The sequence below is a fragment of the Chitinophaga sp. RAB17 genome, assembly GCF_052114225.1.
Classification (GTDB): Bacteria; Bacteroidota; Bacteroidia; order Chitinophagales; family Chitinophagaceae; genus Chitinophaga.
Window position 1 is genome coordinate 33,557 of the sequence record NZ_JBFREI010000020.1, and the last position, 26,962, is coordinate 60,518.

Below are 26,962 nucleotides of genomic sequence, written 5' to 3' on the forward strand. Positions count from 1 at the left end.
AAGCATCCCTGTCTGTTAAAAGTAAATTCGTTATTTTACTGCACTAATCAACGAAACTATGAATGCAGTAATTACGGGCGCCAGCAAAGGCATTGGAAAGGCTATTGCGGAAAAGCTGGCGCTGGAAGGCTTTAATGTAGCGATTTGTGCAAGGAATGCAGATACCCTGGCAACCGCCAAAGCTGATATTCAGCAAAAAAATCCGGCAGTAACCGTATTGGCGGAGGTAGTAGATATGGAAGATAAATCACAGGTGTTGGCTTTTGGAGAGAAAATCAAATCCACCTTCTCCCGTGTAGACATCCTGGTGAATAATGCCGGGATTTTTGTGCCTGGTAGTCTCCATGAAGAAGCAGATGGCCTACTTGAAAAGTTGATGTCCGTAAACGTATACAGCGCTTATCATCTCACCAGGGCCCTATTACCCGCTATGATTGCCAACCGTAAAGGCCATATTTTCAATATGTGTTCTACTGCCAGTTATGGGGCTTATCCAAATGGAGGTTCCTATAGCATCACCAAATATGCCCTGCTCGGTTTTACCAAAAATCTGCGAAAAGAACTGATACCCCACAATATCCGGGTAACTGCCGTGAGCCCGGGACCTACCTTGACAGCTTCATGGGAAGGTTTTGAAGCGGCCCCAGACAGAATGATGCCCCCCGAAGATATTGCCAGCGTGGTATGGTCTGCCTGGACCATGGCCAAACAAACCGTTATTGAAGAAATTTTGCTCAGACCCATACTGGGAGATATTTAAAGCATTTATTATTTTGGGAGATTGTTATTGGGAGATTTGTTTCAACACAGATTATCCAAATAACTAAATAAGAACATATTAAAATGTTTTAACTAACTTTTAACGGGGCCTTACAGCGCTTCCGGTGCGGCTTTGGTTAAATTTGTTGACATAATTATGATGTACAGATATTGCATAAGGAAGTGTATTTACTCCATTTTGTTTTGTTTAGGACTGGTAGCCTGCGCCTCCGCTCAGGAGTTCCGCTTTACTACCACTGTGAGCAATAACACTGTGACGCAGGATGAACCATTCCAGATCCAATTTATGCTGGAAAACGGGGTGAACGTTGCCAGCTTTACACCACCCAGTTTCAAAGACTTTGAAGTATTACAGGGCCCCTCACAAATGCAGGGGCAGTCTATCTTCAATGGTAAGCGCTCTGAATACATTGCACTGAGCTACCTGCTGCAACCCAAACATGTAGGCAGCTTTACCATTGCCGGCGCACAGGCCCGCGTCAATGGAAATCTGGTTAAATCAAATCCGGTTCTGATTGAAGTAAGAAAAGGCAATGCCCAGCAGCAGCAACAACCGCAGCAGCAGGTGCCCCAGGCTTCCGCCGGTGCCCAGCCCCATCGTGGCGGGGAAGACCTGCCAGAAGGCTTCCTGAAAAAAGGTGAAGACATCAATGAAAAACTAAAGAAGAACATTTTCCTGAAAGTAGATGTAGATAAAACCAACTTATACGAAGGCGAACAACTAACAGCCACGTATAAACTTTATACACGCCTCCCAACTAATTCAAGCGTTACCAAAGTACCGGCTTTCAAAGGCTTTTCCGCCAAAGATATTGAGCTGCCAAATCCTCCACAGGCTACTGAGGAAAGGATCAATGGCATACCCTATAAAGTATTTACCATCCGCAAAACGCTCCTGTTCCCCCTGCAATCAGGCGCACTGGAGCTGGATCCCGTGGAAGTAGACAACCAGGTACGCCTGGTAAAAATGGTCAGCAACAAACGAGGTGGTGGCCGCGCCAAAGATCCGTTTGAAGATTTCTTTAATGACCCCGCCTTTAAAGATCCCTTCTTCGATGACTTCTTTAACCGGCCGGAAGTTGAATACCAGGATGTTCCTTACAAAATACAGAGCAGCCCGATTAAGATCAATGTAAAACCCGTTCCTGTTGATGAACGGCCTATCAGCTATAATGGCGCAGTAGGTAAATTCAACATGACGGCCGTAGTAGATAAAAATAAACTGACCACCGATGATGCCCTCACCTTAAAGGTAACAATCAGCGGACAGGGTAACGTAAACCTGCTCAACTCTCCTAAAATAGAGCCCCCTACCGGGTTCGACAGGTACGACCCCAAGGTAACCGATGACATAGAAAAGAACAGCAATCCGCTCTCCGGCAGCCGTACTTTCGAGTATGTACTGATGCCGCAGGAAGCCGGAGACCATACCATTCCGGCCGTTGAATTCTCTTACTTTGATCCGGCTGCCAACAGCTTTAAAACACTGCGCTCCCAACCTTTCAATGTACACATTGACCAGGGCAAACATATTAAACAGGATAAACAGGATTATGGCACCGGCAAAAATGACCTGGTGAAAAATCATACCGGTATCCTCGACTGGACAAGAAATCACAGCTGGTTTATTCTCAGTCCCTGGTTCTATATCCTCTTGTTATTGCCTTTGCTGATTGCTGCAGGTATCATTTTCTACAAACGCAGAAAAGACTACAATACTACCAATGCAGCGGTCCTGAAACACCGTTACGCGAATAAGGTAGCACTGAAAAGACTGGAACTGGCGGCCCGCTACCTGAAAGAAGGAAAGGATAAAGCATTTTATGAAGAAACTTCCCGCGCTGTATGGGGATACCTCAGTGTGAAACTGAAAATACCAATGGCTGATCTGAGTAAACAACTCGTGCAGGATAAATTGAGCGCCCGCAGTATTAACGGCAGCAATACCCACGAACTGTTTAACCTGATAGACAACTGTGAAGTAGCACTGTATGCACCTGGTCAGGATGACCGTAAAATGCAGGGCACTTATGAAAAGGCTGTTGGCATTATCAGTAACCTGGAAGAAGCGTTGAAGAACTAACTATTTAACGAAAGGCGAAAATGCTGAACTACAGAAATATTAAACCGGTCTTTTTTGCAATAGCATGGCTGCTGACGGCAATCGTTAGCCAGGCGCAGGTTCCTCAAAACAACCAGCAACAACGCTTTGAGCAGGCTAATCTTCTTTTCAACCAGAGCAAGTATACAGAAGCTGCCAGGACTTATCAGCAACTGCTGGACGAAGGTCATACTCAAAAAGAACTCTATTTCAACGCCGGCAATGCCTGGTATAAAGCAGGTAAAACCGGACAGGCTGTATATAGTTACGAAAAAGCATTACAACTATCACCCAACGATCCTGCTGTAAAGCATAACCTGGCGATTGCCAATCAGAAAGTAAATGGCTTTGTGGAAGAATTGCCGTTGGTATTTTTTCAGCAGTGGTGGCTACAGTTACAACATCTTCATAAAGCCAATGGATGGGCAATAGGCACTGTAGTGTTATGCTGGTTGCTGATTGCAGGCATTATGCTCAATACTTTTCTTCCCGGATGGAGAAATAAGTTCCTCCGCTGGGGCAGTTACGTGATAGGCGCATTATGTTTACTTTACCTGCTCATGGCCGTTGACACTTACCTCTCATCCAACAACCACGAATCCGGTATTGTGATGAACAGCAATATCAAAGCAAAATCATCTCCCGATGAAAACAGCCGCGATGCATTTGAAGTAGGAGAGGGTATGAAAGTACATATCACAGATGCCACGGCAGACTACTGCAAAATAGAACTGGCAGACGGTAAAAATGGATGGATAAGTTGTGCTTACATCAAGCGGTTATAAACACTATAACCGTTCTATACGCAGGAGGAAATCATGTTTCTTTTCACGCGCTACCGGAACGCTATAGCCATCACACATAATTATTTCGCCTCCATCTCCCTTAATATATTTGTCCATAAAGGACAGGTTGATCAGGAAGCTGTTGTGTACCCGGAAGAAGCCTTTATCAGAAAGCCATTCCTCCATTTCGAGGAGAGTGCGGCATACCATTACCGGCTTTTCGGGTTCCTGTAAATGCAGCTTTGTTTGGATACCGGCAGACTTACAATAGATAATATTTTTAGCGGCTACCATACGTAAGCCTTCCATAGTAGGCAGGGCCAGTCTTTCGTCCTGGTACATATGCTGTTGCAGGAATAGCAGCAGGTTATCTACCTTATCGGTGCTATCAGCGCTGGTTTGGGTGCCGGCTTTTTCCACGGCATCCTTCAGCTCTTGAATATCAATGGGTTTAAGCAGGTAGTCCAGTGCGCTGTGGTGAATGGCCTGCAGTGCATATTGATCATAGGCAGTGATGAAAATGACAACAAAATCGTGATGATGACAGGCTTCCAATACCTCGAAACCATCCATGCCGGGCATTTCCACATCCAGGAAAATTAATTGGGGCTGTAATTCATTAATAGCAGTGATGGCGTCAGCGCCATTACTACAAACGGCCTGAACAGTAACTTGCGGGCAATACCTCTCCAACATCATTAGCAGCGCATCCCGACTATGTTTCTCGTCGTCCACAATAATGGTACGCATTTGATCAGATTGTATTAAAAGTCCGGGTATTACAGATTTGCAGTGAGATCTTGCTAAATATGGTCATTGATTCGAAAAATCCATGTAGAAATTAAGCAATTAATGGCATATTTCCAATTAAAGACTCAGCCCGCCAGGGATTGCCGGTTACCTACATGCTGCATACTGATAATTAAGCGGTTACCAGTTGGCAACAGTTCTTCATCGTATACCTGCAATGCCTTGATACTGGCTTGCATATGGTATTTCTCGCTCATCATATACAATCTTTCTGAAGCGATATCTATTCCGGAGGCCTGTCGCTCGCCGGTACTATCCAGCACTTCGGTGATCAGGATCCCATTATCTTCCAATTGAATAAGCAGCCTGTCTTTTTCCTTACGGATGGTGATCAACAGTTCTCCACCTGTTTTCTCGGGGCGGAGCAGGATCCTGTGCCAGATGGCATACTGCACATATGGCTGGATGATCAGGGGAGGGATCAGGGTAAACTGTTTGTTTACTTCCGGAAACACATTCAGCTGGTAGTTGAACTGTTCATCAAACCGCAGTTGTTCCAGCTGTATATATAGTTCAAGTGCATCCAGTTCATCCTGCAGGGAAATCCATTCTTTGTTGAAGTTGCCTATCATGAGGCGCATTAAACGGGAGAAGCGGGTAAGATACAGGGAGGCCATATCTGTACTGGTCGTAAGAATATAATGGTGAATAGCGTTGAGGCTATTGAAGATAAAATGAGGGTCCATTTGCGCCTGGAAAGCATGTAGCTCCAGGTTTATCTGTGTGTGGTGTTTGGTTATTTCTTTCGCTGAGGCTCTCCTGATTTTTCTTTCCCGCAGGGTAAAAAATACTATTAGGGTAACGAGACTTAACAAAAAAAACAGCCAGAACGGCCACTCCGCAGCAAAGACTATTTCTGTGTAATAATGTGCCACATATTAGGTTTACAGGAAGATGATCTTCTTCTCGTATAAGCGGAATAAATATCGGCTAATTAATCACCTTAAGAAAGTGGGATTTACTACGAGGTTGAATTTTAACGGAAACCGGGGAGAATGAGGTGAAAAGTGGCGAGGTAGCTTTTAGCCGTTAGCTTTTAGTAAATGCAGCGAATGCTCAACATATCATGACCTTTGCTGCAGTTACTAAAAGCTAACGGCTAAAAACTCTTCCTATGCTTCAGTGAATTTATATCCTACACCTCTGACAGAGTGGAAATAGCGGGAGTTGCGGCTGTCTTCTTCGAAGTACTTCCGGAAGTTGAGTATAAAGTTGTCGATGGTACGGGTAGTAGGATATACGTTATATCCCCACACCACCTGCAGTATCTTTTCGCGGGTAACTACTTCGCCTTTGTTTTCGATGAGTAATTTGAGCAGCATGGCTTCTTTCTTACTTAGCTCATAATGCTTCCCATCTTTACCTACGCATTCCTGTGCAGCGAAGTCGATCATATTGTCTCCGAAGCGGTATACATTGGGCACGCTGTCTTTGTCCTGGATCTTCTTGTTTTTTACGATGAGTTTCTCCACCCGTAGCAACAGTTCTTCCAGGTTAAACGGCTTGGTCATGTAGTCATCGCCGCCTTTCTTGAGTCCGAGCACACGGTCTGCGCTGCTGTTTTTGGCACTCAGAAACAGGATAGGTATTTCATTGTTCTGAATACGGATGTTTTCGCATACCGCGATACCATCCATTTCGGGCAACATGATGTCCAGTATAATGAGATCGAAATATTCGTTTTTTACTGCTTTCAGCGCAGCGGTGCCGTTGTCAACTGCGGTAACCTCGTATCCTTCCAGCTCCAGGTTCAGCTTCAGCGCTTCCTGGAGATTTTCTTCGTCCTCCACCAGTAGTATTGATGCCTTTGTCGCTTCCTTCATGTGTTATTGTTTGATTTTACATCGAATCCGGATTCTCCGGTATTCATCAATCCGTCATCTAATTTACGCCGTTTGCACGGAATATTCAGGCAAGGTTATTTCAAAGCAGCTTCCTACGGGTAAGTTATCCTTTACTTCTATCTCGCCGCCGTGCTGTTCCACAATCTTGGCAGTAAGGAACAGGCCGAGGCCAGAGCCTTTCGCCTTGCGGGTATTTTCATTACCTACGCGATAAAATTTCAGGAAGATTCTTCTTTTTTCTTCTTCCGGTATCCCCGGTCCTTCATCAATTACCTGTAACTTCAGCTGGTCGTCGCTTTCAAAGAGTTTTACGATGATAACGGTGTTCTTAGGTGCATATTTGGCGGCGTTTTCCACCAGGTTGCTGAGTATAATCTGTAGGGTTAGTTTATCACCATCCAGCCATACATCCGGTAAAATATCAGCTTCTATCTGATGGGTACCTATCCGGCCATCCAGATCTTTGATGCTACCTGCCACCAGTGCTGAAAAATCGAGCGGCTCTTTATACAGCTGATATTTGTGTGTTTCAAGTTGCGCTGCCAGCAGGATGTTATTACACAGCTGGTCGAGGCGATTGGTTTCACGAATGGTATTATTGATAAGCTTCAGCTGTTTTTCCTCGTCCAGCCGGTGTTTGCGGATAGTTTCAAGGTTTAATTTGGCGGCTGCAATAGGTGATTTCAATTCGTGTGTGACGGCCATCATAAAATTCTGTTGCTGCCTACTGAGCTTCATATATTTCCATACAGCCCTGTATACAAAGAGTGCGCCGAGTAAAATGATACCTAAAAAAATGAGGCCTTCGCCCAGGTATTTGAAAGAGCGCATATGCTCTTCCTTGTTAATACGCTGCAATTCCAGCTGGTGAGCGATGGGTTGAGCAAGACTGTCTACACGTAAATAGAGATTTTGCCGTTCAAAGCCGCTGATCTGTTCACTTTGTCTGAACAGGAGAATACCCCACCATACCAGGGCTGCTATAGTGTATGCCAGTACTAAAAAATAGACGAGGGAAACGGATTTGCCCTCCTGCATTTTATTGAAAATTTTTGTCATCATTGCCTCGTACCGGCTTTCTCAATCCGCAAGCCAACATTCATCACATGGGGTAGCGGATTTTGCCGCATATTTTGTTCAAAGGTAAACTTATAGATCCCCGGTTTATTAAGGATCGCGCGCTGTTGAATGAATACGCGGTGTTCATAAATATCATCCAGACCGGAACCTGCCCACTTGCCTGATGTTTCCGCGAGTGGTAATTCCACCCGCTGCTCTTTGACGGTACTGTCGCCGGGAGTCTGTGTTCCTACCACCAGCCATATATTGCTGTAAGGGTAGGCATCTGTATGCCTGACGTTTACATAGATGTTATACAGATACGCTGTGTCTTCCGGTTGTATTTTTACTTCAAAAGACGGTTTATAATCATACGTCCACTCATGCCCCGGGATTTCCAGGTTCTTCTCGTAAGTGTCCATTTTAGGCGGCTTGCAGGCTGCAGCCAACAATAACAAGCCTGCTGTTGCCAGGAAAAGTCTGTTCATACGGTATTCGCCTTACTATAAAACGTTTAAAACTTGTTCTTTGGCTTTTTCCAGTTCATCCTTCATCAACACCACCCATTGCTGTATACCGGCATCATTGGCTTTGGAGCCGGTTGTATTTATTTCCCGACCAATTTCCTGTAACACAAACCCCAGTTTCTTTCCTTTGGCAGAATCTGTATCTTTCAATATTTCCATGAAATAACGCAGGTGATTCTCCAGGCGGGACAGTTCTTCTGAGATATCCAGTTTTTCCAGATAGAAGATGAGTTCCTGCTCCAGTCGGTTACTGTCTACATTTTCTTTACCTACATGTTCAGCCAGCAACCCTTCCAGGCGTTGACGGATACGATCTTTACGCAGCGGATCCAGTTCTTTCACCTTCTGCATAGAGGAGTCAATATTTTCTATCCGTTGTTGCAGGTCAGCTTCCAGCATCTGTCCTTCATCTATACGATGGGTATCCAGATCGGTTAATGCCTGGCGCAGGGTATCTTCCACGTCTTTCCACTCTTCGTCTGTCATTTGCTCGGTAGCAGGACTTACCACTTCCGGTAATTTCATCAGTACGTTGAGCATATCGCCCTGAGGCAGTTCCAGCTGGTTAGCCAGCATGGTGATAGATTGGTAATAATATTTTGCAAGGTCTGTATTAATCACAACCGGTCGGGTAGCCCCATTCTGACGGATATTAATAGTTGCATCCAGTGTTCCCCGCTGCAAGGTTTGTTGCATAAGGGCGCGGATGTCGAACTCATAGGGTCTTAACAAAGGAGAAAACTTCAGATTCACTTCAAACTGCTTACCATTCAGCGATTTGATCTCCACTACGATACTAGTTTCGCCTCTTGTGCTTTCTGCCCTTCCGAAGCCGGTCATTGATTTCAGCATAATAGAAATTTGTAGGTGACAAACCTAGTTAAAAAAGCTGAAAGCATAAAGCCCAAAGCAAAAAGCCACCGAAGCGATACTTAAAAAGATTTCGCTTTATATCCGCTTTGGTGGCTTTTTGCTTTGGGCTTTATGCTTTCAGCTTCAACTTACTATAAATCTCTTCCCGGCTTAGCTGCACCATTGACCCGGGCTGCATGCCAGCAATGGTAATATCTTCCATACGATAACGGACAAGCCTCAACGTAGGAAATCCAACAGCGGCAGTCATGCGTCTTACCTGGCGGTTCTTTCCTTCGCCCAGCACCATCCTGATCCAGGGCGCGGGGATACTTTTGCGAAAACGAATAGGAGGGTTGCGGGGTGGCAATAGTGGCTCTTCCTCGAATATCTCCGCAATACATCGTTTGGTTCGGTATAGCTTACCATCTACGTTGATCTGCACACCTGCCTGTAGCTGTTGCACTGCTTCCGGCGTAACAGCCCCATCTACCTGTACCCAATACTCTCTTTCATGTGCATGCTGCGGCAACAACAATTGCTGATTCAACGCCTTGTCATTCGTGAGAATGAGCAAACCCTCACTGTCGTAATCCAACCGGCCCACCGGGTATACGTCTGACGGTACTTTGAAATAATCTGCCAGACAGGCTTTATTGCCTTCCGGAGTAAAGCGCGTCAAAACCTCATATGGTTTATAAATAATATAATAATAAAGCGCCACGAATACTTTTGCTTTGGTTAAGGAGCCGTAAATTAGTACTTTTGCAAATTGATTATGGCTACATCGTTCCACAATCCTTCGTGTCAACACTGCAAGGATCGTTTCTCTTCAATATTCTGCAAAGCGGAACAGTGCAATCTGGAACAAATTTCAGAGGCAAAGGTGTGCTCTATATACAAAAAGGGACAAGTGATCTTCCATGAAGGCGCTTATCCGTTCGGCGTATATTGTATCAACGACGGTAAGATAAAACTATCTCACAGTGGCGATGACGGCCGCGAGCAAATCGTACGCCTCATCAAAGCAGGCGATATCATGGGTTACAAAGCATTGCTCAGTAACGAAAGATATACCGCCACAGCTACCGCCCTGGAAGACTCCTCCATCTGCTTCATCCCTAAAGACCTGTTTCTCAGCATTCTCCAGAAAGATGCCTCCCTTTCGTTTGAAATGATGCGCATCTTATCCAGTGAGCTGCGCAAAGCAGAACTGAAAATCACCCACCTGGCCCAAAAGCCGGTAAGAGAACGACTCGCAGAAACTTTACTCTTCATCAAAGAAACCTATGGCCTCGAAGAAGATGGCCATACCCTCAGCGTACGCCTTTCCCGCGATGAAATCGCCAATCTCGTTGGTACCGCCACCGAATCTGCCATACGCCTCCTTTCTGAATTCAAGAAAGATGGCATGATAGAACTGGAAGGCAAAAAAATCCGCCTGCTCGACCTGCCCGAAATTATCAGGACCGCCAACCTGCAGGACTAACCACTCCCCTAATAGCTAACAGCTAACGCCTAAAAGCTAAGATGATAAATATCATACTCTCCCTTGACGCATATCATTGCGCCTCGTTGCGGCTACCTGTACTTTTGTATCAAGTAAAACGCCCGCTTCATGTTCGCTTATTCCATCATCAACTTCCATGAACTAACACCTGGAAACCTGTGCAATGTCATTGCCAGCAAATTCCATTTCCCTATTCACCACCTGGCTGAACAGGTAATGACCTATTTTAACCAGGAAAGACAAAAAGACCGGGACGCCCCCGCTACTGCCGATTTACAGCAATTACTGTTTGGTAAAATGTACACGGAAATTGCACAACTCATCCGCAAAGAAACAACGATATTATTCCCGGTTATCTGCAATACTTCTCCACTCAACAAAAATCAGAAAACTATAAGGCCGGCCGTATACGATAGCATACAGCAGTCGCTCCAGAAAATATTACTTCTGCTGCAAAGACTCCGGCAAATCTCCGCTAATTACCAGCTGCAGAAGCATTGGAGTCCGGAATATAAATTATGCGTAAACGACATTTTTACTACGGAACAACTGCTGCAGCAATGGATATACATAGAACAAAATATCCTTTACCCGGCAGTTATTCCAGGTCATACCATAATGATCACCCAACACGATATTAATAACGTAATTATTGACTAATGGCTGTTACTTCGCACACCAATACACAAATTACCTGCTTCCATTGTGGGGAAAACTGTACTGATAAGGACATTAAGCTGCAGGAAAAATTTTTTTGCTGTCAGGGCTGCAAAATGGTTTATGAAATATTAAACCAGTATGATCTCTGTGAATATTATGACCTTAACAGCAAGCCTGGTATTAATCAACGTATTGCTGTGCGCGGCGACAAATTTGCCTTTCTGGACGATGAAAAAATTGCGCAACAGTTGTATCTCTACAAAGATGAAACACAAACGCATGTAAACTTCTACATTCCCCAAATCCACTGTAGCTCCTGTCTATGGCTGCTGGAAAATCTGCATAGGCTGGAAGATGGCGTACAGCGTGTAACCGTTAACTTTAGTAAGAAGGAAGTACTCATCATCTTTTCTCATCCACAAACATCATTAAGAAGAGTAGCAGAAATATTAACTGCTATCGGATATGAACCGCATATCAGTTTGCAGGATCTGCAACATAAAAAACCCGGTCCTAATCGCAAGCTGGTGTATCAACTGGGCGTAGCTGGATTTTGTTTCGGCAATATCATGCTGCTTAGTTTCCCGGACTACTTTGCCGGTGCAGGCGGACTGGAAGAAAGTTTTAACCACCTGTTCCGGTATATGAACCTGCTACTGGCATTACCGGTGCTCTTCTATAGTGCACAGGCCTTTTACAAATCAGCCTGGAGCGGGTTAAAACATGGATTTCTGAATATAGACGTTCCTATTGTACTGGCCATCTTTGTTACGTTTGCACGTAGCCTGGTGGAAGTAGGGCAGGGGCATGCGGGTTATTTCGACTCTATGACCGGCATTGTTTTTTTTATGCTGATAGGAAGAGTTTTACAGGATAAAACCTACCAGGGGCTTTCCTTTGATCGGGACTATACTGCCTATTTTCCTATAGCCGTCAGCGTTATTAAAGAGGAGAAAGAAATTCCCACCACGCTACCGGAACTTAAAACAGGTGATACCATCCGCATTCATAACAATGAACTGGTGCCGGCGGATGGTATTATTGTAAGAGGTAAAGCACTGATAGATTACAGCTTCGTGACGGGAGAATCAGCCCCTGTGAGCAAATCCACAGGAGAAATTATTTATGCCGGCGGACGGCAACTGGAAGGCAACCTGGAAATACTGACCATTAAAGAAGTGGCACAAAGCTACCTGACCAGCTTATGGAACAGAGATGAACTCAAAAATAAAGCAGCCAAACAAGTCTCCTTTGTGCATTTGCTAAGTCGGTATTTTACCTGGGTAGTGCTATTGATTGCCGCCATCACAGCAGGTTACTGGGCTATTCATGAACCAGCACGCATATGGCCTGCCGTTACAGCCATCCTGATCATTGCCTGTCCCTGTGCATTACTGCTGGCATCTTCTTTCACCAACGGACATATATTACGTATCCTCAGCCGGCAGCGGCTTTACCTGCGAAATGCACAGGCCATTGAAAATATGGCTGCCACCACGCATATTATCTTTGATAAAACAGGTACGCTAACCGGCAAAACCGGCAGCTCCGTTATATATTATGGTACCCGGTTAACACCGGAGCAGGAAATGATGATTGCAACGCTGGCTGCACAGTCAACTCATCCACTCAGCAAAGCCATTGTGCAATACTGTGGTAACCCAAATACAAAACACGTACATGATTTTCAACACTTTACGGGAAAAGGCGTATGTGGTTGGGTGAATGGATCTTTTATCCGTTTGGGCAACGCTGACTTTACCGGAGCGCATAAAAAAAATGAGCAGGAAGGTAGCATGGTATATGTATCTGTCAATGAAAAACTAGCCGGGCTATTTACAATCCGAAACACCTACCGCAACGGATTACAGCACCTGATGGAGATATTGCAAACACATTACCCGTTGTCTGTGCTTTCCGGAGATAACAACCATACGGCCACACAGCTACGCAAACTCATGGGCAGCAATGCCACCTTGCTTTTTGAACAACAACCTGCAGATAAACTCGCTTATGTCATCTCCCTTCAACAACAAGGAAAAAAGGTAATGATGATTGGTGATGGATTAAATGATGCAGGTGCATTAAAGCAAAGTGATATCGGCATTTCCCTCACGGAAGACAATAACAATTTTACGCCTGCCAGCGATGGTATTATGGCAGCGGAACAACTTCCTTTACTATTTAGTTTCATACAGTTATGCAAAGCCAATAAGCGAATTATCCTGGTGAGCTTTGCGTTATCACTCCTCTATAATATCTCTGGTTTATATTTCGCTGTGCAGGGAATTTTATCTCCGCTGGTAGCCGCTATTCTAATGCCAGCAAGTTCCATCAGTATTATACTGATCACTTACGCGTGCAGTGAATGGCAGGGAAAAAAGCTTTACGATAAAGGATTACAGCAAATGACTGATAAAAATCATATTCCTGATTGAGTAAAGTCATAGTAGTGGCCGGGCCAGCAGATTACCTTTGCTATCACACGAAACATACATAGTATAATCTAAGCAAACCTCAATTGAAGCTCGCATGAAATAGGCGTGTAAGCAGTCGCAAAAAAAGTGACTGCTTACACGCAGCGGGTGAGGCATGCCGGAAATGCAGCATTGTATTACATCACAACAAACAGCAAATGAAAGGAATGAACGTAATGCAGGTAGCAGGAAATGAAAGAGTGAAGAGCTGTGCTATTCTGAAAACTAAACGCTTTGATGCCACCCTGCTTATTATGCAACAGGGACACCAGATTCCACCGCATACATCACCGGCAAATGCGATGATACTCATTCTCGAAGGAAGGATCGCATTTATGCTGAACGAAGAAGTGACCATACTGGAAACAGGCGACGTATTTTCCTTTCCTGCCAACGAGATACATGCTTTACAGGCGCTGGAAACAGCACGATTTATTCTCATCAAATAACTACATCCATGGGCGTTATCATCATATTACTCGGAGCCAGTTTACTGGTAGCATTGGGGTTCCTCGCCGCCTTCATCTGGTCTGTAAAAAACGGACAATTTGAAGATGATTTCTCTCCGGCACACCGCATCCTGTTTGAGGATAAGCATGATAACGTAAACGACTAAACGCATTTATCAACACCTTTAAATACCACTATGTCACTCGAAAAATTTTATTACGACAACCGCACGGTAAAATGGTTTGCCTACGCTTGTATGTTCTGGGGGCTGATAGGCATGCTGGCCGGTCTTTGGGCAGCGCTGGAACTGGTGATCCCCGGCCTTAACATGGGATTTGCCCCCATCACCTTTGGCAGATTAAGACCCGTGCATACCAATGCTGTGATCTTTGCCTTTGTGGGTAACGGTATATTCATGGGTGTGTACTATTCGCTGCAACGGCTATGTAAAGCACGTATGTTCAGCGACCTGTTGAGTAAAATACATTTCTGGGGATGGCAGGCTATCATTGCCGGCGGCGCCCTCACCTTGCTCCTCGGCTATACTACCGGCAAAGAATATGCAGAGCTGGAGTGGCCTTTCGATATCGCCATTACCCTTATCTGGGTAGTATTTGGCGCCAATATGCTCGGCACCATTTTACGCAGACGTGAATCTCATTTATACGTGGCCATCTGGTTTTATATTGGTACCTGGGTAGCGATTGCCATGTTACATATTATTAACTCTTTTGAGTTCCCATTATCCCTGTTCAAAAGTTACAGCTGGTATGCGGGCGTGCAGGATGCACTGGTACAGTGGTGGTATGGACATAATGCGGTAGCCTTTTTCCTGACCACTCCCTACCTCGGACTGATGTATTACTTTGTACCCAAAGCGGCCAACAGACCGGTATATTCCTACCGCTGGTCTATTATTCACTTCTGGTCACTGATCTTTATTTACATCTGGGCTGGCCCGCATCACCTGTTGTACACAGCCCTGCCTGAATGGGCGCAGTCGCTGGGAACCGCCTTCAGCATTATGCTCATTGCTCCTTCCTGGGGAGGTATGCTGAATGGTTTACTAACACTCCGCGGTGCATGGGACAAGGTGAGAGAAGATGCTATCCTTAAGTTTTTTGTGGTGGCACTTACCTGCTATGGTATGGCCACTTTTGAAGGTCCGATGCTTTCCCTGAAAAACGTAAATGCTATCAGTCACTATACAGACTGGACCATTGCACACGTACATGTGGGCGCACTGGGTTGGAACGGCTTCCTGACTTTCGGAATTCTCTACTGGCTCATTCCACGCATGTTTGGTACACAGCTGTACTCCCGCAAATGGGCCAACACCCATTTCTGGATTGGTACACTGGGCATCATCTTTTATGTAATTCCACTTTACTGGGCTGCCTTTACACAAAGCATGATGTGGAAACAGTTTACGGAAGAAGGACAACTGAAGTATCAGTTCATGGAAACGGTTACCACCATAGTACCAATGTATGCCCTGCGCGCAGTAGGAGGTATGTTATATATCAGTGGGCTGGTGTTAATGATCGTGAACCTTTCCAAAACAATCCGCCGCGGTTCCTTCATTGCCAACGAAGCAGCGGAAGCGGCGCCATTGCCAAAAGTCATTGCTACCCATGGCAAAGCCCACTGGCATAACTGGATAGAACGCCGCCCCCTGCAGCTGGTGGTATTCAGCCTGGTAGTAGTATCCATAGGTGGCTTACTGGAAATGATGCCCACCTTCCTGATACGCAGTAACATCCCTACTATCAGCAGTGTAAAACCATATACACCGTTGGAATTACATGGTCGCGATATCTATTTAAGAGAAGGTTGTTATAACTGTCACTCACAAATGATACGTCCTTTCCGCGATGAAGTAGCGCGCTACGGTGAATACTCCAAAGCAGGTGAGTTTGTATATGATCACCCTTTCCAATGGGGCTCCAAACGTACCGGTCCGGATCTGGCGCGTATCGGCGGCAAGTATCCTGATTCCTGGCACTTCAATCACATGCTGGATCCAACGTCTATGTCGCCGGGATCTATTATGCCTGCTTATCCCTGGTTGTTTGAGGAACGCGTAGATAAGAGCAAAACACCGGCTATGATCAATGTGATGCGCAAGCTGGGAGTACCTTATGGAGCGGGCTATGAAAAACAGGCAAACGCCGATCTCGAAAAACAGGCACAGGAAATTGCGGCATCTCTGCAAAAAGATAAGCTGCCTATTAAAGCAGATCGTGAAATCATTGCATTGATAGCTTACCTGCAGCGCATGGGAAAAGATATTAAGTCAGCACCTAAACCGGCTCCTGTTGCCGATAAAGAAGCATTTTAAATCACACATCATGAAGTTCATTAATTACCTGGAATCCATAGCCGGCATCAGCGTTTATCCGATGGCATCACTGCTGTTACTCTTTACCTTCTTCATAGGTGCTTCCTTATGGGCTTTTAAAGCAGATAAAAAAATGGTGGATCGGATCAGCCGTATTCCTTTAGATAATGATGAGACTAATCCCTTGTAAAAAAAAACGTATGAATAAACGGTTTATACAGCTACTCGGCGGCAGTTTATTATGCAGCATGCCGGCTATTGCAGATAGCGGCGCCAATGCTCCGTCAGAATTATATGATCCTGTTGCCTTGCTCTTGCTGGTAGTAATTGGCGGGCTGTTACTGGCCATCATTCTTCTTGGCAATGCCGTTTTAGGCGCTATGGATATTTTCAGAGAGAAAATGAAAAAAGATGCCGGCAAAACCCTGGTCACCATAGGTATTGTCTCACTGACACTCATGAGTCAGTCCTCGTTTGCAATGTCAGCAGATCCGGCGCCGGCTTCTTACTTCACTCACCTATCACAAACGTCCTTTTACCTGCTGGTATCTGTGATCATCGTAGAACTCACGGTCATCATCAGCTTGTTATTTGTGTTACGCTTCCTGGCAGGTATTAAACGTAAGCGCAAGCCAGCTAAAGTACCGGTACCAGGAAAACCGCGGGTGTCCTGGTTTGAGAAAATAAACAATACTAAAACCGTGGATGCAATAGCAGAAGCTGATGAAGACATGGGGCACGACTTTGATGGCATTCATGAATTAAACAACCCTACACCTCCCTGGTGGAAATGGGGTTTCATTTTTACAGTATGTTTTGGGATCGTGTACTTCTGGCGAACAGAAATATCACATTCAGCACCAGGGCAGCTGGAGGAACTGGCCGCAGCAGAAGAACAGGCTGCTATTGCCAAACAGGAATACCTGAAAAAAGCGGCCAATAATATTGATGAAAGCAACGTTACCCTGCTCGCTGATCCTAATGACATCGCTGCTGGTCAAAAAATGTTCATCTCCAACTGTGCACCTTGTCATGGGCCACAGGGGCAAGGCGTGGTAGGTCCAAATCTTACAGACGACTACTGGTTGCATGGCGGCAAAATAAATGAGGTTTTTAAAACTATTAAATATGGTGTAGCTGACAAAGGGATGAAAGCCTGGCAGGAGGATTTCTCTCCGAAACAACTGGCCCAGCTGGCCAGCTTTATTAAATCTATACACGGCAGCAACCCACCTAATGCCAAGGAAGCACAGGGAACGAAGGAGTAAACCAACAGTACAGGCTTAGATACACCAGCATCATTGACAAGCAGGGATAAATAGTATACATCATGACCGACAGTACATTCAGAGATACGATAGCCACCGTTGATAAGCAAGGCAAGCGCAACTGGATTTTCGCGAAGCAGCCTAAAGGGCGCTGGTATAATATCCGTAGTTGGGTGAGCCTCTTTTATTTTAGTGTTTTTTTCAGCCTGCCGTTTATTTCTATAAATGGCAGGCCCTTATTTCTGCTGAATGTGATAGAGGGGAAATTTATACTGTTTGGCGCCATTTTCTGGCCACAGGACTTTTTCATTTTCGGACTGGCGATGCTGGCATTCATTCTCTTCATCGTAGTATTCACCATGGCTTTCGGTAGGCTCTTCTGCGGATGGATGTGTCCACAAACCATTTTCATGGAAATGCTGTTCCGCCGCCTGGAGTACTGGATAGAAGGAGATGCCGCAGCACAGAAAATGTTGCAGCAATCGCCCTGGAACACTAACAAAATAATCCGTAAAACAGGGAAACACCTGACCTTTTACGCGCTGTCGTTTCTTATCGCCAATATATTCCTGGCTTACATCATTGGCGCCAAAACACTGGGACATATCATCACGGAACCGCTCTCGGCTCATACCGGTGGTTTTATTGCCATACTGGTATTTTCCGGGGTATTCTATGGCGTATTTGCCTTTATGCGGGAACAGATCTGCACGATTGTTTGTCCTTACGGCCGTTTGCAGGGGGTATTGCTCGATAAAAACTCCATACTGGTTGCATACGACTACAAAAGGGGAGAACCCCGTGGTAAGTTCCGTAAAGACGATTCCAGAGCGCATGGCGACTGCATCGACTGTATGCAGTGTGTAAAAGTATGCCCTACGGGTATAGACATTCGGAATGGAACGCAGCTGGAGTGTGTAAACTGTACCGCCTGCATAGATGCCTGTGATTTCATGATGGAACAAACGGGCCGCCCGAAAGGACTGATACGCTATGCTTCTGAAAACGGGATTGCACAACAACAAAAGCTGCGTTTTACCACGAGGCTAAAAGTATATACAACCGTGCTGACATTGCTGCTGATAGTCATCAGCTTTATGTTGGGTAGTCGCAAACCGGTGAGTGGTACTATCATGCGCACTGCAGGAATGTTATACCAGGAGCGGGGAGTAGATAGTGTATCTAACCTCTACCGCATTAAGCTGGTGAACAAAACCAGTAAAGATATTCCTCTTGAGCTGAAGCTGGAAGATGAAAACGGAGTAGTGTATATGGTTGGTAATGGGGTGATCCACGTAAAAGCAGAAGGACAGGGAGAAGGTACCTTTTTTATTGTATTGCCCAAAACGATGGTGCATCAGCGCAAGTCCACTCTATACGTAGGACTTTATGAGCATAATGAAAAAATTACCCGGTTACGTACCACCTTTTTGGGCCCGGTGCAGTAAGCAGGTATCGATATAACATTCTCTAAACTGATTATTATGAACTGGGGACACAAGATCATTATTGTATTTGTAGTGTTTGCTGCCGGCATTTTAACACTGGTCACCAAAAGTATGCGAACCAAAATAGACATGGTGACGCCGGATTATTATGGTGAAGAACTAAAATATCAGCAGGTAATAGACGGTAAGCAAAATGTATCGGGTCTTTCTGCCCCTGTTAACGTTGCTCAGGCGGCAGAAGGTATCCTGCTTACCTTTCCACATGAGCTGCAAGGCAAAGCGATTACGGGTAAAGTTACCTTCTACCGGCCTTCTGATTCAGGGAAAGATATACAGCTGCCACTACAGCCTGATGAAGCCGGACATCAATTGATAAACAGACAGTTATTTATCAAAGGGCAGTATCGTTTCAAGGTGCAATGGATCATGAATGACCGGCCATTTTACCAGGAACAGCCTATCAATATTAACTAACCAATAAAACGGATATTATGATCGCCTCCTTTATGCTGGGTTTTGTAGGTAGCTTTCACTGCATTGGTATGTGTGGTCCTATTGCCTTAACGTTACCCGTGCAACATCTTACCGGCAGCAAAAAAATGGCAGGCATACTACTGTATAATGCCGGTCGTATCAGTGCCTATTCCATATTGGGACTCGTCTTTGGTTGGCTGGGCAAACAGTTATACCTGGGCGGACTGCAACAATGGTTATCTATCATTATCGGCTGTTTGTTATTGCTGGTAGCGGCCCTGAAATATACCGGTATCCGCTGGACAAAAGGAGGACATCTCCCCAACGCATTTACAACAAAAATAAAATCCCTGCTGGGCAGGCTACTGCAACAACAACGCTTTCGCACCCTGTATGCTATTGGCTTTTTGAACGGACTCCTGCCATGCGGACTTGTATACCTGGGAATTGCCGGCGCTATTGCTACTGGCGATGTGCTGAAAGGAATGTTGTTCATGGCGGCCTTTGGTGCAGGCACACTACCTGCAATGGCAGGCGTTACCTGGTTCAGTCATCTGATCAGTCTTACAGTCCGGAATAAAATGCGGAGCATGATACCAGTTGTCGTGAGCGTAATGGGGATATTGCTGATCCTCCGGGGCCTTAACCTGGGCATCCCTTATATCAGTCCTACACTAATGCCACACAGTGAACATGTCGTTGAAAATTGTTGTCATAAATCATAAGATATCATGAGCCTCATCAGTAAATATAATGTAGCCGCACCGCGGTATACCAGTTACCCTACCGTACCATATTGGGAAGAAAACAGTTTTAATCCGGACAGCTGGAAAGCGTTGCTGAAGAAATCCTTTCTGGAGTCTAATGGGAAGGACGGCATCAGCATCTACATTCATCTTCCTTTTTGCGAAAGCATGTGTACCTACTGTGGCTGTAATAAATATATCACCGTTAACCATGGCGTAGAGATACCGTACATAGCTGCTTTATTGAAAGAGTGGCAACTGTATGTAGATACGTTCGGCAGGAAGCCGCGTATCCGCGAACTACACCTGGGAGGAGGTACGCCTACCTTCTTCAGCGCAGAAAATTTAACCACCCTGCTGAAAGGTATTTACCATCTTGCAGAAGTACTCCCGGATGCCTCCCTCAGTTTCGAAGGTCATCCCGGCAATACCACACCGGAACATCTGCAAACATTATACAACCTGGGCTTCCGCAGGATTAGTCTGGGGATACAGGATTTCGACCGACGGGTACAGGAAATTATTAACCGCCTGCAACCTTTTGAGATGGTAGCATCTGTAGTAGAGAACGCCAGGAAGATTGGTTTTACTTCTATCAACTTCGACCTGATTTACGGACTGCCATTGCAAACGACCAACAGTATGCAAAACACCATCGACAAGGTGGTGAGATTACACCCTGACCGGATCTCTTTTTACAGTTATGCACATGTTCCCTGGATAAAAGGTACTGGTCAGCGCAGATATACAGAAGAAGATTTACCGGGAGATGAAGAAAAGAGACAGCTGTATGAACTGGGCAAGTTGCTTTTCGACAGCAATGGATATACAGAAATCGGAATGGACCATTTTGCGTTGCCGGGAGAAGCGTTGGATACTGCTTTTAAACAGGGGAGGTTGCACCGCAACTTCATGGGCTATACGGTTTCTCATACCTCCCTGCTGGTGGGTTTGGGCGCGTCCTCCATTGGTGATAACTGGTACGCGTATGTACAGAATGAAAAAAAGATCGATGCCTGGCAGGAGCTGGTCAACAAAGGAGAATTTCCGGTGGTACGTGGCCACCTACTCAATGAAGAAGACCTGCTGTTGAGAAAACATATTCACGACCTGATGTGTCACTTTGAAACTACCTGGCATAAGGCAGACACACAATGCGATGCTGTAATAGATGGGTTGCAAAGACTACAGGAGCTGGAGAAGGATGAACTGGTACAGGTATCTCCTCAAAAAGTGGTGGTGACAGCTAAAGGCAAGCCGTTTATACGCAACATCTGCATGGCTTTTGATGCCCGTCTGTGGCGACAAGTACCACATTCACAATTGTTTAGCAAGTCCATTTAAACCAGGTTGTTTATGTTTTTTATGATTCACCGGAGAAGCAAAGATCAGTGATAAGGATTCGTTTAAATTTTCACGCTTCGGGTGAATCATAAAAAACATAAAAAAAGTTGGGTTGAAAAGGATAAAAAATCGCCGTTCCAGGGTAAAATTCCCAAAAAACATAAAAAATGAGGGTTGGTCGGTTTTCACCGGACTAGCTTAAAAAAGGTAAAAAAGTAATTGAGCAGCAGGTATGTTTTTTAGTAAGATAAAATAGCGATCGGCTGTAATGCTTTATTCGTACGGGTTTCAGAGGCAATAAAAAAAGTCTGACCGTTTTAACAATCAGACTTTCTTGTTATGTGAATGGGTTAGTAAGTACAGGGAAACAAAATTCCCTACACAATATTAAAAAGAATTTCATCACAAAAGAAAAATTTTACAAAAAAATTTATTCACACCACTAAAATAATTGTGGATAACAGCCGATTGAAACTTTCCGAACATCGTCATCATCTCCCCATATTTTGATTATTGCAATCGTTGATTCACTACCTTTGCTACTCTTTAACATTCTTTAATAATTCAGAGTATATGAAGTTCGAAGCACCTGTTGCAGTAACTGAAATAGCAGCATACATAGGCGCAGAGCTGATTGGCAACAGTCAATTGATGGCTACTGGCATCAATGAAATTCATAAGGTAACACCAGGAGATATTTCCTTTGTTGACTTTGAGAAATACTATAACGCCAGTCTGCATTCGGCAGCAACAATTATCATCATTAACAAAAAGGTAGATTGTCCGGAAGGCAAGGCAATTTTGGTACTTGATGACCCTTTCAGTGCCTACGTAAAACTGGTAAAAAGATTCAGACCATTTGAACCGGCAACCAAAGCCATCAGCGATAGCGCTGTCATTGGAGAAGACACTGTTATTCAACCCAACGTATTCATTGGCAATCATGTGCGTATCGGACGGAACTGTCTGATTCATCCCAACGTAACTATTTACGATCACTGTGTGATAGGAGATAACGTAGTGATTCATGCAGGTACTGTACTCGGTGCAGATGCTTTTTACTTCAAGAAAAGAGCGGAACGGGAAGTCATGTATGATAAGATGGTGAGCTGCGGCAGGGTAATCATAGAAGATGATGTGGAACTCGGCGCCGGCTGTACCATCGACAAAGGCGTAAGTGGCGACACGATCATTGGTCGTGGCACCAAACTGGATAACATGATCCACGTAGGTCATGGTACTGTAATCGGCAGGAACTGCCTCATTGCTGCACAGGTAGGTATCGCCGGTAAAGCCCACATTGAAGACAATGTAATCCTGTGGGGACAGGTAGGCGTAAACAAAGATCTCACTATCGGAAAAGGTGCCGTTGTACTTGCACAAAGTGGTGTACCCGGTGACCTCGAAGGTGGTAAAATATACTTTGGCAGCCCGGTAACTGATGCCCGCGAAAGAAAGAAAGAAATCAGCTGGATCAAACGCATTCCTGAGATATGGGAAAAAGTAAAAGATCTCAAATAAGCTTTTCAATAGCGGATTGTTTGTCTGCCAAAGGGCAGGTAAACAATCCGCTTTAACCCGTGCTACAACATTCAAAACCCACCCGCTTCATGAAGCTATTATTTGCCGCTTTAATCCCCCTGCTCCTCTGGAGCTGCAGCACTACCAAAAAGACAAATACCACCAGTTCTCTTTATAGCAACGACCAGGAATGGGCTACCAAGGTGAAAGATGGCTGGCTTACCGCTAAAACCATCTCTTTTGGCCTTTATTCCACTACTTCCCGCAAAAATGGAGTAGCGGAGGCCACCTTCATTAAAGACCCTAAAAACGCCTTTAATTTTTATCTGAATGGCAATAGCGAACACCTGTTGGTACAAACCATGAACACAACAGCCATCGCCTTTACCAACCGTGATTTACCGTCTTATTTAAGTGGTTTGGCTGCTGGTACCGACCTTCGTTACACCCTGATCAACGGCACCAAAAATGAGCCCTTAAAGCGCTGGGAAATGATCGTTAAAGCCCCCCACTACCTGGAGTTGAATGAAAACAAACCGGTAGGCGTCCTGAGATCTACGGATACAGATATACGCATCACGGCACATAACCGATATGGCAAGGTTAATTCTTATGAAAACATATGCTACGAATTCCAATATCGCGGACAACCAGTGGCGGCTGTAATACCCGGCGATAAACCAAGAGTGTGGGTAAGCAGGGAAGCAGATCCTGAAATTGCTAAAACGCTATCTGCGGCTATCGCGGCGTTTTTGTTGTAATGGAGATACGTAATGATTAAAAACAACACCCGTTTGAGCCACCCGGGAATAAGGCGACACCACCCTCCCGGCCAACGGCAAAAGATGCCGCCAATGCACTTCTATTGCTTTCCGGAACGCTCCTGCAGGAAAGCAGCTGCAATCTGTTTAATGGTCTCTTCCAGCGGCCGGAACTGAAAACCCGGCAACGCATTCAACACCTTCGTGTTTTCGTAATTAACTTTCATTTGTGCGGTGCGGGCAGTTTCTTTTGTTACCAGCGGATGCTTTCCCGTCACCATCCCTTTCACTTTTTCCAAACGCCATACTACTTCTGCCATCCAGGGCTTTGCAGCGATATGTGGGGGTTTCTTACCCAGGGCATGTGCCATAGTGGTAAAAAGACGCTGATAACCCCAGTTGTCGGCAGACAGGATGAACCGCTCTGCATTGATATCACTATCCATGAGCTGTATCATCGCCTTCACCACATCTTCCACATCTACAAAACCATTTACGCCCTCCGTATAATAGGGGAATTCCTTCCAGGCATTTTTCAGCAATGCACCGGATCCATCATCCCAGAAACCGGCACCTAAAATAATAGACGGGTTTACGATCACGGCGTCCAGTCCTTCTGCAATCCCCCTCCACACTTCCATTTCACCCTGGAACTTACTGATGCTATAGCGCGAGTTATTTTTGCTGTCCTGCCACTCACAGTCCTCATTCACCGCTGCATTATCCCTTGCCCTGCCAATGGCAGCTACCGAGCTTACATACAGCAGCTTTTTAACACCGGCATCCAATGCCATATTCACCACATTAGCCGTTCCTTCTACGTTAATCTTCAGGAGACGATCTTTGTCGGCGGCCTGAAAAGAAACCATCGCAGCACAGTGATATACCTGGGTTACACCTACCAGCGCATCTTCCAGGGTGAATATATCCAGGATATCGCCAGGTACCCATTCTATCTTATCTGAAATATCCTGCAACCGGGGAGAAGGTTGTTGACGGTACAATGCCCTTACAGGTTTTCCTGCAGCAACCAATGCCCGAATTAAATGACTACCCAAAAAACCTGTACCGCCGGTGACTAAAATCATGAAGACTAAATTCTAAAACTATAAGAGGACCAAAAATAACTAAAACTATTGTTCGTACCTGTAAAAACCCAATCCCGTTTTGCGTCCCAGCTTACCGTCTTTTACCCTTTGCTCCTGTAATGCATTCGGTTTAAAACGGGGCGCCTGGGCAAATGCATCATATAGCGACTGCGTTACTGCCAGATTCACATCATTACCTATCAGGTCCATTAAGGCAAAAGGCCCCATTTTAAAACCGGCGCTTTCCAGCAGCTGGTCAATGGTACTGAAATCGGCCTGTCCTTGTGCTGCCACATGCATGGCTTCCAGGTAATAGTGCCTGGCCACTCTGTTGACAATAAATCCCGGGGAATCCTTCACCCTTACCGGCACCTTACCCATCTTCTGCGCCAGCGCATACACAGTGTCTGCCACTTCAGGAGCGGTATCTTTACCACTCACCACTTCCACCAGCTTCATCAGGTGTGCCGGATTAAAAAAATGCATTCCCACCACCCTGGTAGAATGACCTATTACTGCCGCCGCTATGTCAGAAACAGAAAGGGAAGAAGTATTGGTAGCAAAGATGGTATCCGGAGCGTTGATAGCTGCCAGTTGATTAAACAGGGCTGTTTTGGCGGCAACTTTTTCTACTATAGCTTCAAGAATCACATCAGCTATACAGTCTTCAATTTCAGCGGTAAAACGGATACGCTGCAGGATAAGTTCTTTTTCTTCAGCAGCCAGTTTACCCTTTTCTACCGCTACTGTTAAACTCTTCTCAATTTGTGCTTTCGCCCTATCCAGACCTTCCTGTTGTATATCGAACAACAATGTATTAAATCCGCTATAGGCTGCTATCTGTGCTATTCCGGCACCCATGGTACCTGCGCCGCATACGGCAATAGATTGAATCACTGGGAAAAGAATTAGAATGATGAATTACGAATGATGAATTACGAATGACGGATTTGTGAGAAGATGGTAAAGGCTATATTCATCCTATTCTATCTCCTCACAAATCCGTCATTCGTAATTCATCATTCGTAATTTCTATATAGCACCTTCAAACTGTTCCAGGAAACGGGTATCGTTCTCGGAAAACAGGCGTAAATCTTTAATCTGATATTTCAGCATGGTAATACGTTCTATTCCCATACCAAAAGCGAACCCGGTATATTTTTCCGGATCAATGCCGCAATTAGCCAACACTTTCGGATGTACCATTCCACAACCCAGTATTTCTACCCAGCCGGTTTGTTTACATACAGGGCAACCGGTACCGCCACAAATGAAACATACGATGTCCATTTCAGCGCTGGGCTCTGTGAAAGGGAAGTAGGAGGGGCGGAAACGAATGCCCGTGTTTTCACCAAACATCTCTTTCACGAAGTGATAAAGCGTTTGTTTAAGATCCGCGAAAGAAACATTTTCGTCTATATACAATCCCTCTACCTGGTGGAAGAAGCAGTGTGCACGGGCTGAAATAGTTTCATTACGGTATACTCTTCCCGGGCTGATAATGCGGATAGGCAGTTTGCCTGCTTCCATCACCCTTACCTGGGCAGAGGAAGTTTGGGTACGCAGCAACCAGTCAGGGTTTTTGCTGATAAAAAAGGTATCCTGCATATCGCGGGCCGGGTGGTTTTCCGGTAAATTCAATGCAGTAAAGTTGTGCCAGTCATCTTCAATTTCAGGACCTTCGGCAATGCTGAAGCCCAGACGCTCAAATATGCGGATAATTTTATTCCGCACCAGACTGATAGGATGACGGGTGCCCAGCCGGTGTGGCGCCGCCGGCAAGGTATAATCAATATCGCCGGTATCTGCGCCGGAAGCATCTTTCAGATCACTGAACTGCTCATAACGGGACTCCGCGAGTTGTTTAAATTCGTTTAATATCTGCCCAAATTCTTTCTTACGGTCATTCGGCACCTGCTTCATCTCCCCGAAAAGAGCTTTCACGATACCTTTTGTACCCAGGAATTTTATGCGGTACTGTTCCAGATCCGCTGCGCCGGCAGGCGTAAAAGCCGCTATTTCTTCTTTGTAGGCTGCTATTTGCTGTACTAACTGTTCCATAAACAACAAAGATAAGCGATTAGAAGTAAATCTACCGGCATAAACCCATAGCTTA

Annotated in this window: 27 protein-coding genes; 17 read left to right on the plus strand and 10 right to left on the minus strand. The window is 45.2% G+C overall.

The features are described 5' to 3' along the window. The first annotated feature begins 58 nt into the window (after positions 1 to 58). The 3 genes from AB4Z08_RS34250 to AB4Z08_RS34260 all read left to right on the plus strand — a co-directional run bounded on the left by AB4Z08_RS34250 (position 59) and on the right by AB4Z08_RS34260 (position 3,666). Positions 59 to 760 carry an SDR family oxidoreductase gene (locus tag AB4Z08_RS34250; protein WP_441578290.1) on the plus strand — a complete coding sequence of 234 codons (702 nt, stop codon included), beginning with the start codon at positions 59 to 61 and terminating at the stop codon, positions 758 to 760. A gap of 156 nt (positions 761 to 916) precedes the next feature. Next, on the plus strand, positions 917 to 2,863 hold the full coding sequence (locus AB4Z08_RS34255) for a BatD family protein (protein WP_441578291.1): 1,947 nt from the start codon (positions 917 to 919) through the stop codon (positions 2,861 to 2,863). Positions 2,864 to 2,883: 20 nt separating this feature from the next. Then, positions 2,884 to 3,666 (plus strand): tetratricopeptide repeat protein, encoded by a 783-nt coding sequence (locus tag AB4Z08_RS34260; RefSeq protein ID WP_441578292.1) that lies wholly within the window; start codon positions 2,884 to 2,886, stop codon positions 3,664 to 3,666. Positions 3,667 to 3,669: 3 nt separating this feature from the next. Here AB4Z08_RS34260 and AB4Z08_RS34265 read toward each other — a convergent pair whose 3' ends face one another. The 7 genes from AB4Z08_RS34265 to AB4Z08_RS34295 form a co-directional block, all read right to left on the minus strand. Then, on the minus strand, positions 3,670 to 4,416 hold the full coding sequence (locus tag AB4Z08_RS34265; protein WP_441578293.1) for a LytR/AlgR family response regulator transcription factor: 747 nt from the start codon (positions 4,414 to 4,416) through the stop codon (positions 3,670 to 3,672). 125 nt (positions 4,417 to 4,541) lie between these two features. Then, the gene (locus AB4Z08_RS34270) at positions 4,542 to 5,351 is read right to left on the minus strand and encodes a sensor histidine kinase (RefSeq protein WP_441578294.1); all 810 of its coding nucleotides are present in this window, start codon (positions 5,349 to 5,351) and stop codon (positions 4,542 to 4,544) included. 237 nt (positions 5,352 to 5,588) lie between these two features. After that, positions 5,589 to 6,299, minus strand: a complete 711-nt coding sequence (locus AB4Z08_RS34275; protein WP_291915691.1) for a response regulator transcription factor — start codon at positions 6,297 to 6,299, stop codon at positions 5,589 to 5,591. A 63-nt stretch (positions 6,300 to 6,362) separates the two neighbouring features. Beyond that, entirely contained in the window at positions 6,363 to 7,382 is a 1,020-nt protein-coding gene (locus tag AB4Z08_RS34280) for a sensor histidine kinase (protein WP_441578295.1), read from the minus strand. Beyond that, positions 7,379 to 7,867, minus strand: a complete 489-nt coding sequence (locus AB4Z08_RS34285) for a gliding motility lipoprotein GldH (RefSeq protein ID WP_441578296.1) — start codon at positions 7,865 to 7,867, stop codon at positions 7,379 to 7,381. The genes AB4Z08_RS34280 and AB4Z08_RS34285 overlap by 4 nt, the downstream gene beginning before the upstream one ends. Before the next feature lie 15 nt (positions 7,868 to 7,882). Further along, positions 7,883 to 8,758, minus strand: a complete 876-nt coding sequence (locus AB4Z08_RS34290; protein ID WP_441578297.1) for a YicC/YloC family endoribonuclease — start codon at positions 8,756 to 8,758, stop codon at positions 7,883 to 7,885. A gap of 130 nt (positions 8,759 to 8,888) precedes the next feature. Continuing rightward, positions 8,889 to 9,482, minus strand: coding sequence for a pseudouridine synthase (locus AB4Z08_RS34295; protein ID WP_441578298.1), 594 nt, complete (start codon positions 9,480 to 9,482; stop codon positions 8,889 to 8,891). Between the two features lie 54 nt (positions 9,483 to 9,536). Here AB4Z08_RS34295 and AB4Z08_RS34300 point away from each other — a divergent pair, with 54 nt between their 5' ends. The 14 genes from AB4Z08_RS34300 (at position 9,537) to AB4Z08_RS34365 (ending at position 23,758) form a co-directional block, all read left to right on the plus strand. Continuing rightward, on the plus strand, positions 9,537 to 10,247 hold the full coding sequence (locus AB4Z08_RS34300) for a Crp/Fnr family transcriptional regulator (protein ID WP_331957020.1): 711 nt from the start codon (positions 9,537 to 9,539) through the stop codon (positions 10,245 to 10,247). A 129-nt stretch (positions 10,248 to 10,376) separates the two neighbouring features. Further along, positions 10,377 to 10,928 (plus strand): hypothetical protein, encoded by a 552-nt coding sequence (locus AB4Z08_RS34305; RefSeq protein WP_441578299.1) that lies wholly within the window; start codon positions 10,377 to 10,379, stop codon positions 10,926 to 10,928. Beyond that, entirely contained in the window at positions 10,928 to 13,366 is a 2,439-nt protein-coding gene (locus AB4Z08_RS34310; protein WP_441578300.1) for a heavy metal translocating P-type ATPase, read from the plus strand. The genes AB4Z08_RS34305 and AB4Z08_RS34310 overlap by 1 nt, the downstream gene beginning before the upstream one ends. A gap of 197 nt (positions 13,367 to 13,563) precedes the next feature. Next, entirely contained in the window at positions 13,564 to 13,854 is a 291-nt protein-coding gene (locus AB4Z08_RS34315) for a cupin domain-containing protein (RefSeq protein ID WP_331958334.1), read from the plus strand. A gap of 8 nt (positions 13,855 to 13,862) precedes the next feature. After that, on the plus strand, positions 13,863 to 14,021 hold the full coding sequence (ccoS, locus tag AB4Z08_RS34320) for a cbb3-type cytochrome oxidase assembly protein CcoS (protein ID WP_441578301.1): 159 nt from the start codon (positions 13,863 to 13,865) through the stop codon (positions 14,019 to 14,021). A gap of 30 nt (positions 14,022 to 14,051) precedes the next feature. Continuing rightward, positions 14,052 to 16,196: a cytochrome-c oxidase, cbb3-type subunit I gene (gene ccoN / locus AB4Z08_RS34325; RefSeq protein ID WP_441578302.1), complete on the plus strand. Its 2,145-nt coding sequence runs from the start codon at positions 14,052 to 14,054 to the stop codon at positions 16,194 to 16,196. Positions 16,197 to 16,206: 10 nt separating this feature from the next. Further along, positions 16,207 to 16,386, plus strand: a complete 180-nt coding sequence (locus tag AB4Z08_RS34330; protein ID WP_331958343.1) for a CcoQ/FixQ family Cbb3-type cytochrome c oxidase assembly chaperone — start codon at positions 16,207 to 16,209, stop codon at positions 16,384 to 16,386. Positions 16,387 to 16,396: 10 nt separating this feature from the next. Continuing rightward, positions 16,397 to 17,464 carry a cbb3-type cytochrome c oxidase N-terminal domain-containing protein gene (locus AB4Z08_RS34335; protein ID WP_441578303.1) on the plus strand — a complete coding sequence of 356 codons (1,068 nt, stop codon included), beginning with the start codon at positions 16,397 to 16,399 and terminating at the stop codon, positions 17,462 to 17,464. Between the two features lie 62 nt (positions 17,465 to 17,526). Then, complete coding sequence (gene ccoG / locus AB4Z08_RS34340; protein WP_441578304.1) at positions 17,527 to 18,912, plus strand: cytochrome c oxidase accessory protein CcoG; 1,386 nt, start codon at positions 17,527 to 17,529, stop codon at positions 18,910 to 18,912. A gap of 36 nt (positions 18,913 to 18,948) precedes the next feature. After that, the gene (locus AB4Z08_RS34345) at positions 18,949 to 19,386 is read left to right on the plus strand and encodes a FixH family protein (protein ID WP_441578305.1); all 438 of its coding nucleotides are present in this window, start codon (positions 18,949 to 18,951) and stop codon (positions 19,384 to 19,386) included. A 17-nt stretch (positions 19,387 to 19,403) separates the two neighbouring features. Continuing rightward, on the plus strand, positions 19,404 to 20,111 hold the full coding sequence (locus AB4Z08_RS34350) for a sulfite exporter TauE/SafE family protein (protein WP_441578306.1): 708 nt from the start codon (positions 19,404 to 19,406) through the stop codon (positions 20,109 to 20,111). 6 nt (positions 20,112 to 20,117) lie between these two features. After that, positions 20,118 to 21,476 carry an oxygen-independent coproporphyrinogen III oxidase gene (hemN, locus tag AB4Z08_RS34355; RefSeq protein WP_441578307.1) on the plus strand — a complete coding sequence of 453 codons (1,359 nt, stop codon included), beginning with the start codon at positions 20,118 to 20,120 and terminating at the stop codon, positions 21,474 to 21,476. 573 nt (positions 21,477 to 22,049) lie between these two features. Further along, a complete protein-coding gene (locus AB4Z08_RS34360) occupies positions 22,050 to 22,997 on the plus strand; it encodes a UDP-3-O-(3-hydroxymyristoyl)glucosamine N-acyltransferase (protein ID WP_441578308.1) in 948 nt (315 codons plus the stop codon). 89 nt (positions 22,998 to 23,086) lie between these two features. Then, positions 23,087 to 23,758 (plus strand): hypothetical protein, encoded by a 672-nt coding sequence (locus AB4Z08_RS34365; protein ID WP_441578309.1) that lies wholly within the window; start codon positions 23,087 to 23,089, stop codon positions 23,756 to 23,758. A 101-nt stretch (positions 23,759 to 23,859) separates the two neighbouring features. On the opposite strand, the gene AB4Z08_RS34370 is transcribed toward AB4Z08_RS34365, so the two are convergent. The 3 genes from AB4Z08_RS34370 to pheS all read right to left on the minus strand — a co-directional run bounded on the left by AB4Z08_RS34370 (position 23,860) and on the right by pheS (position 26,907). After that, positions 23,860 to 24,846 (minus strand): NAD-dependent epimerase/dehydratase family protein, encoded by a 987-nt coding sequence (locus AB4Z08_RS34370; protein WP_441578310.1) that lies wholly within the window; start codon positions 24,844 to 24,846, stop codon positions 23,860 to 23,862. Between the two features lie 45 nt (positions 24,847 to 24,891). Further along, positions 24,892 to 25,743 carry a 3-hydroxyacyl-CoA dehydrogenase family protein gene (locus tag AB4Z08_RS34375; RefSeq protein WP_441578311.1) on the minus strand — a complete coding sequence of 284 codons (852 nt, stop codon included), beginning with the start codon at positions 25,741 to 25,743 and terminating at the stop codon, positions 24,892 to 24,894. A 135-nt stretch (positions 25,744 to 25,878) separates the two neighbouring features. After that, on the minus strand, positions 25,879 to 26,907 hold the full coding sequence (gene pheS, locus AB4Z08_RS34380; protein WP_441578312.1) for a phenylalanine--tRNA ligase subunit alpha: 1,029 nt from the start codon (positions 26,905 to 26,907) through the stop codon (positions 25,879 to 25,881). Positions 26,908 to 26,962 lie beyond the last annotated feature (55 nt).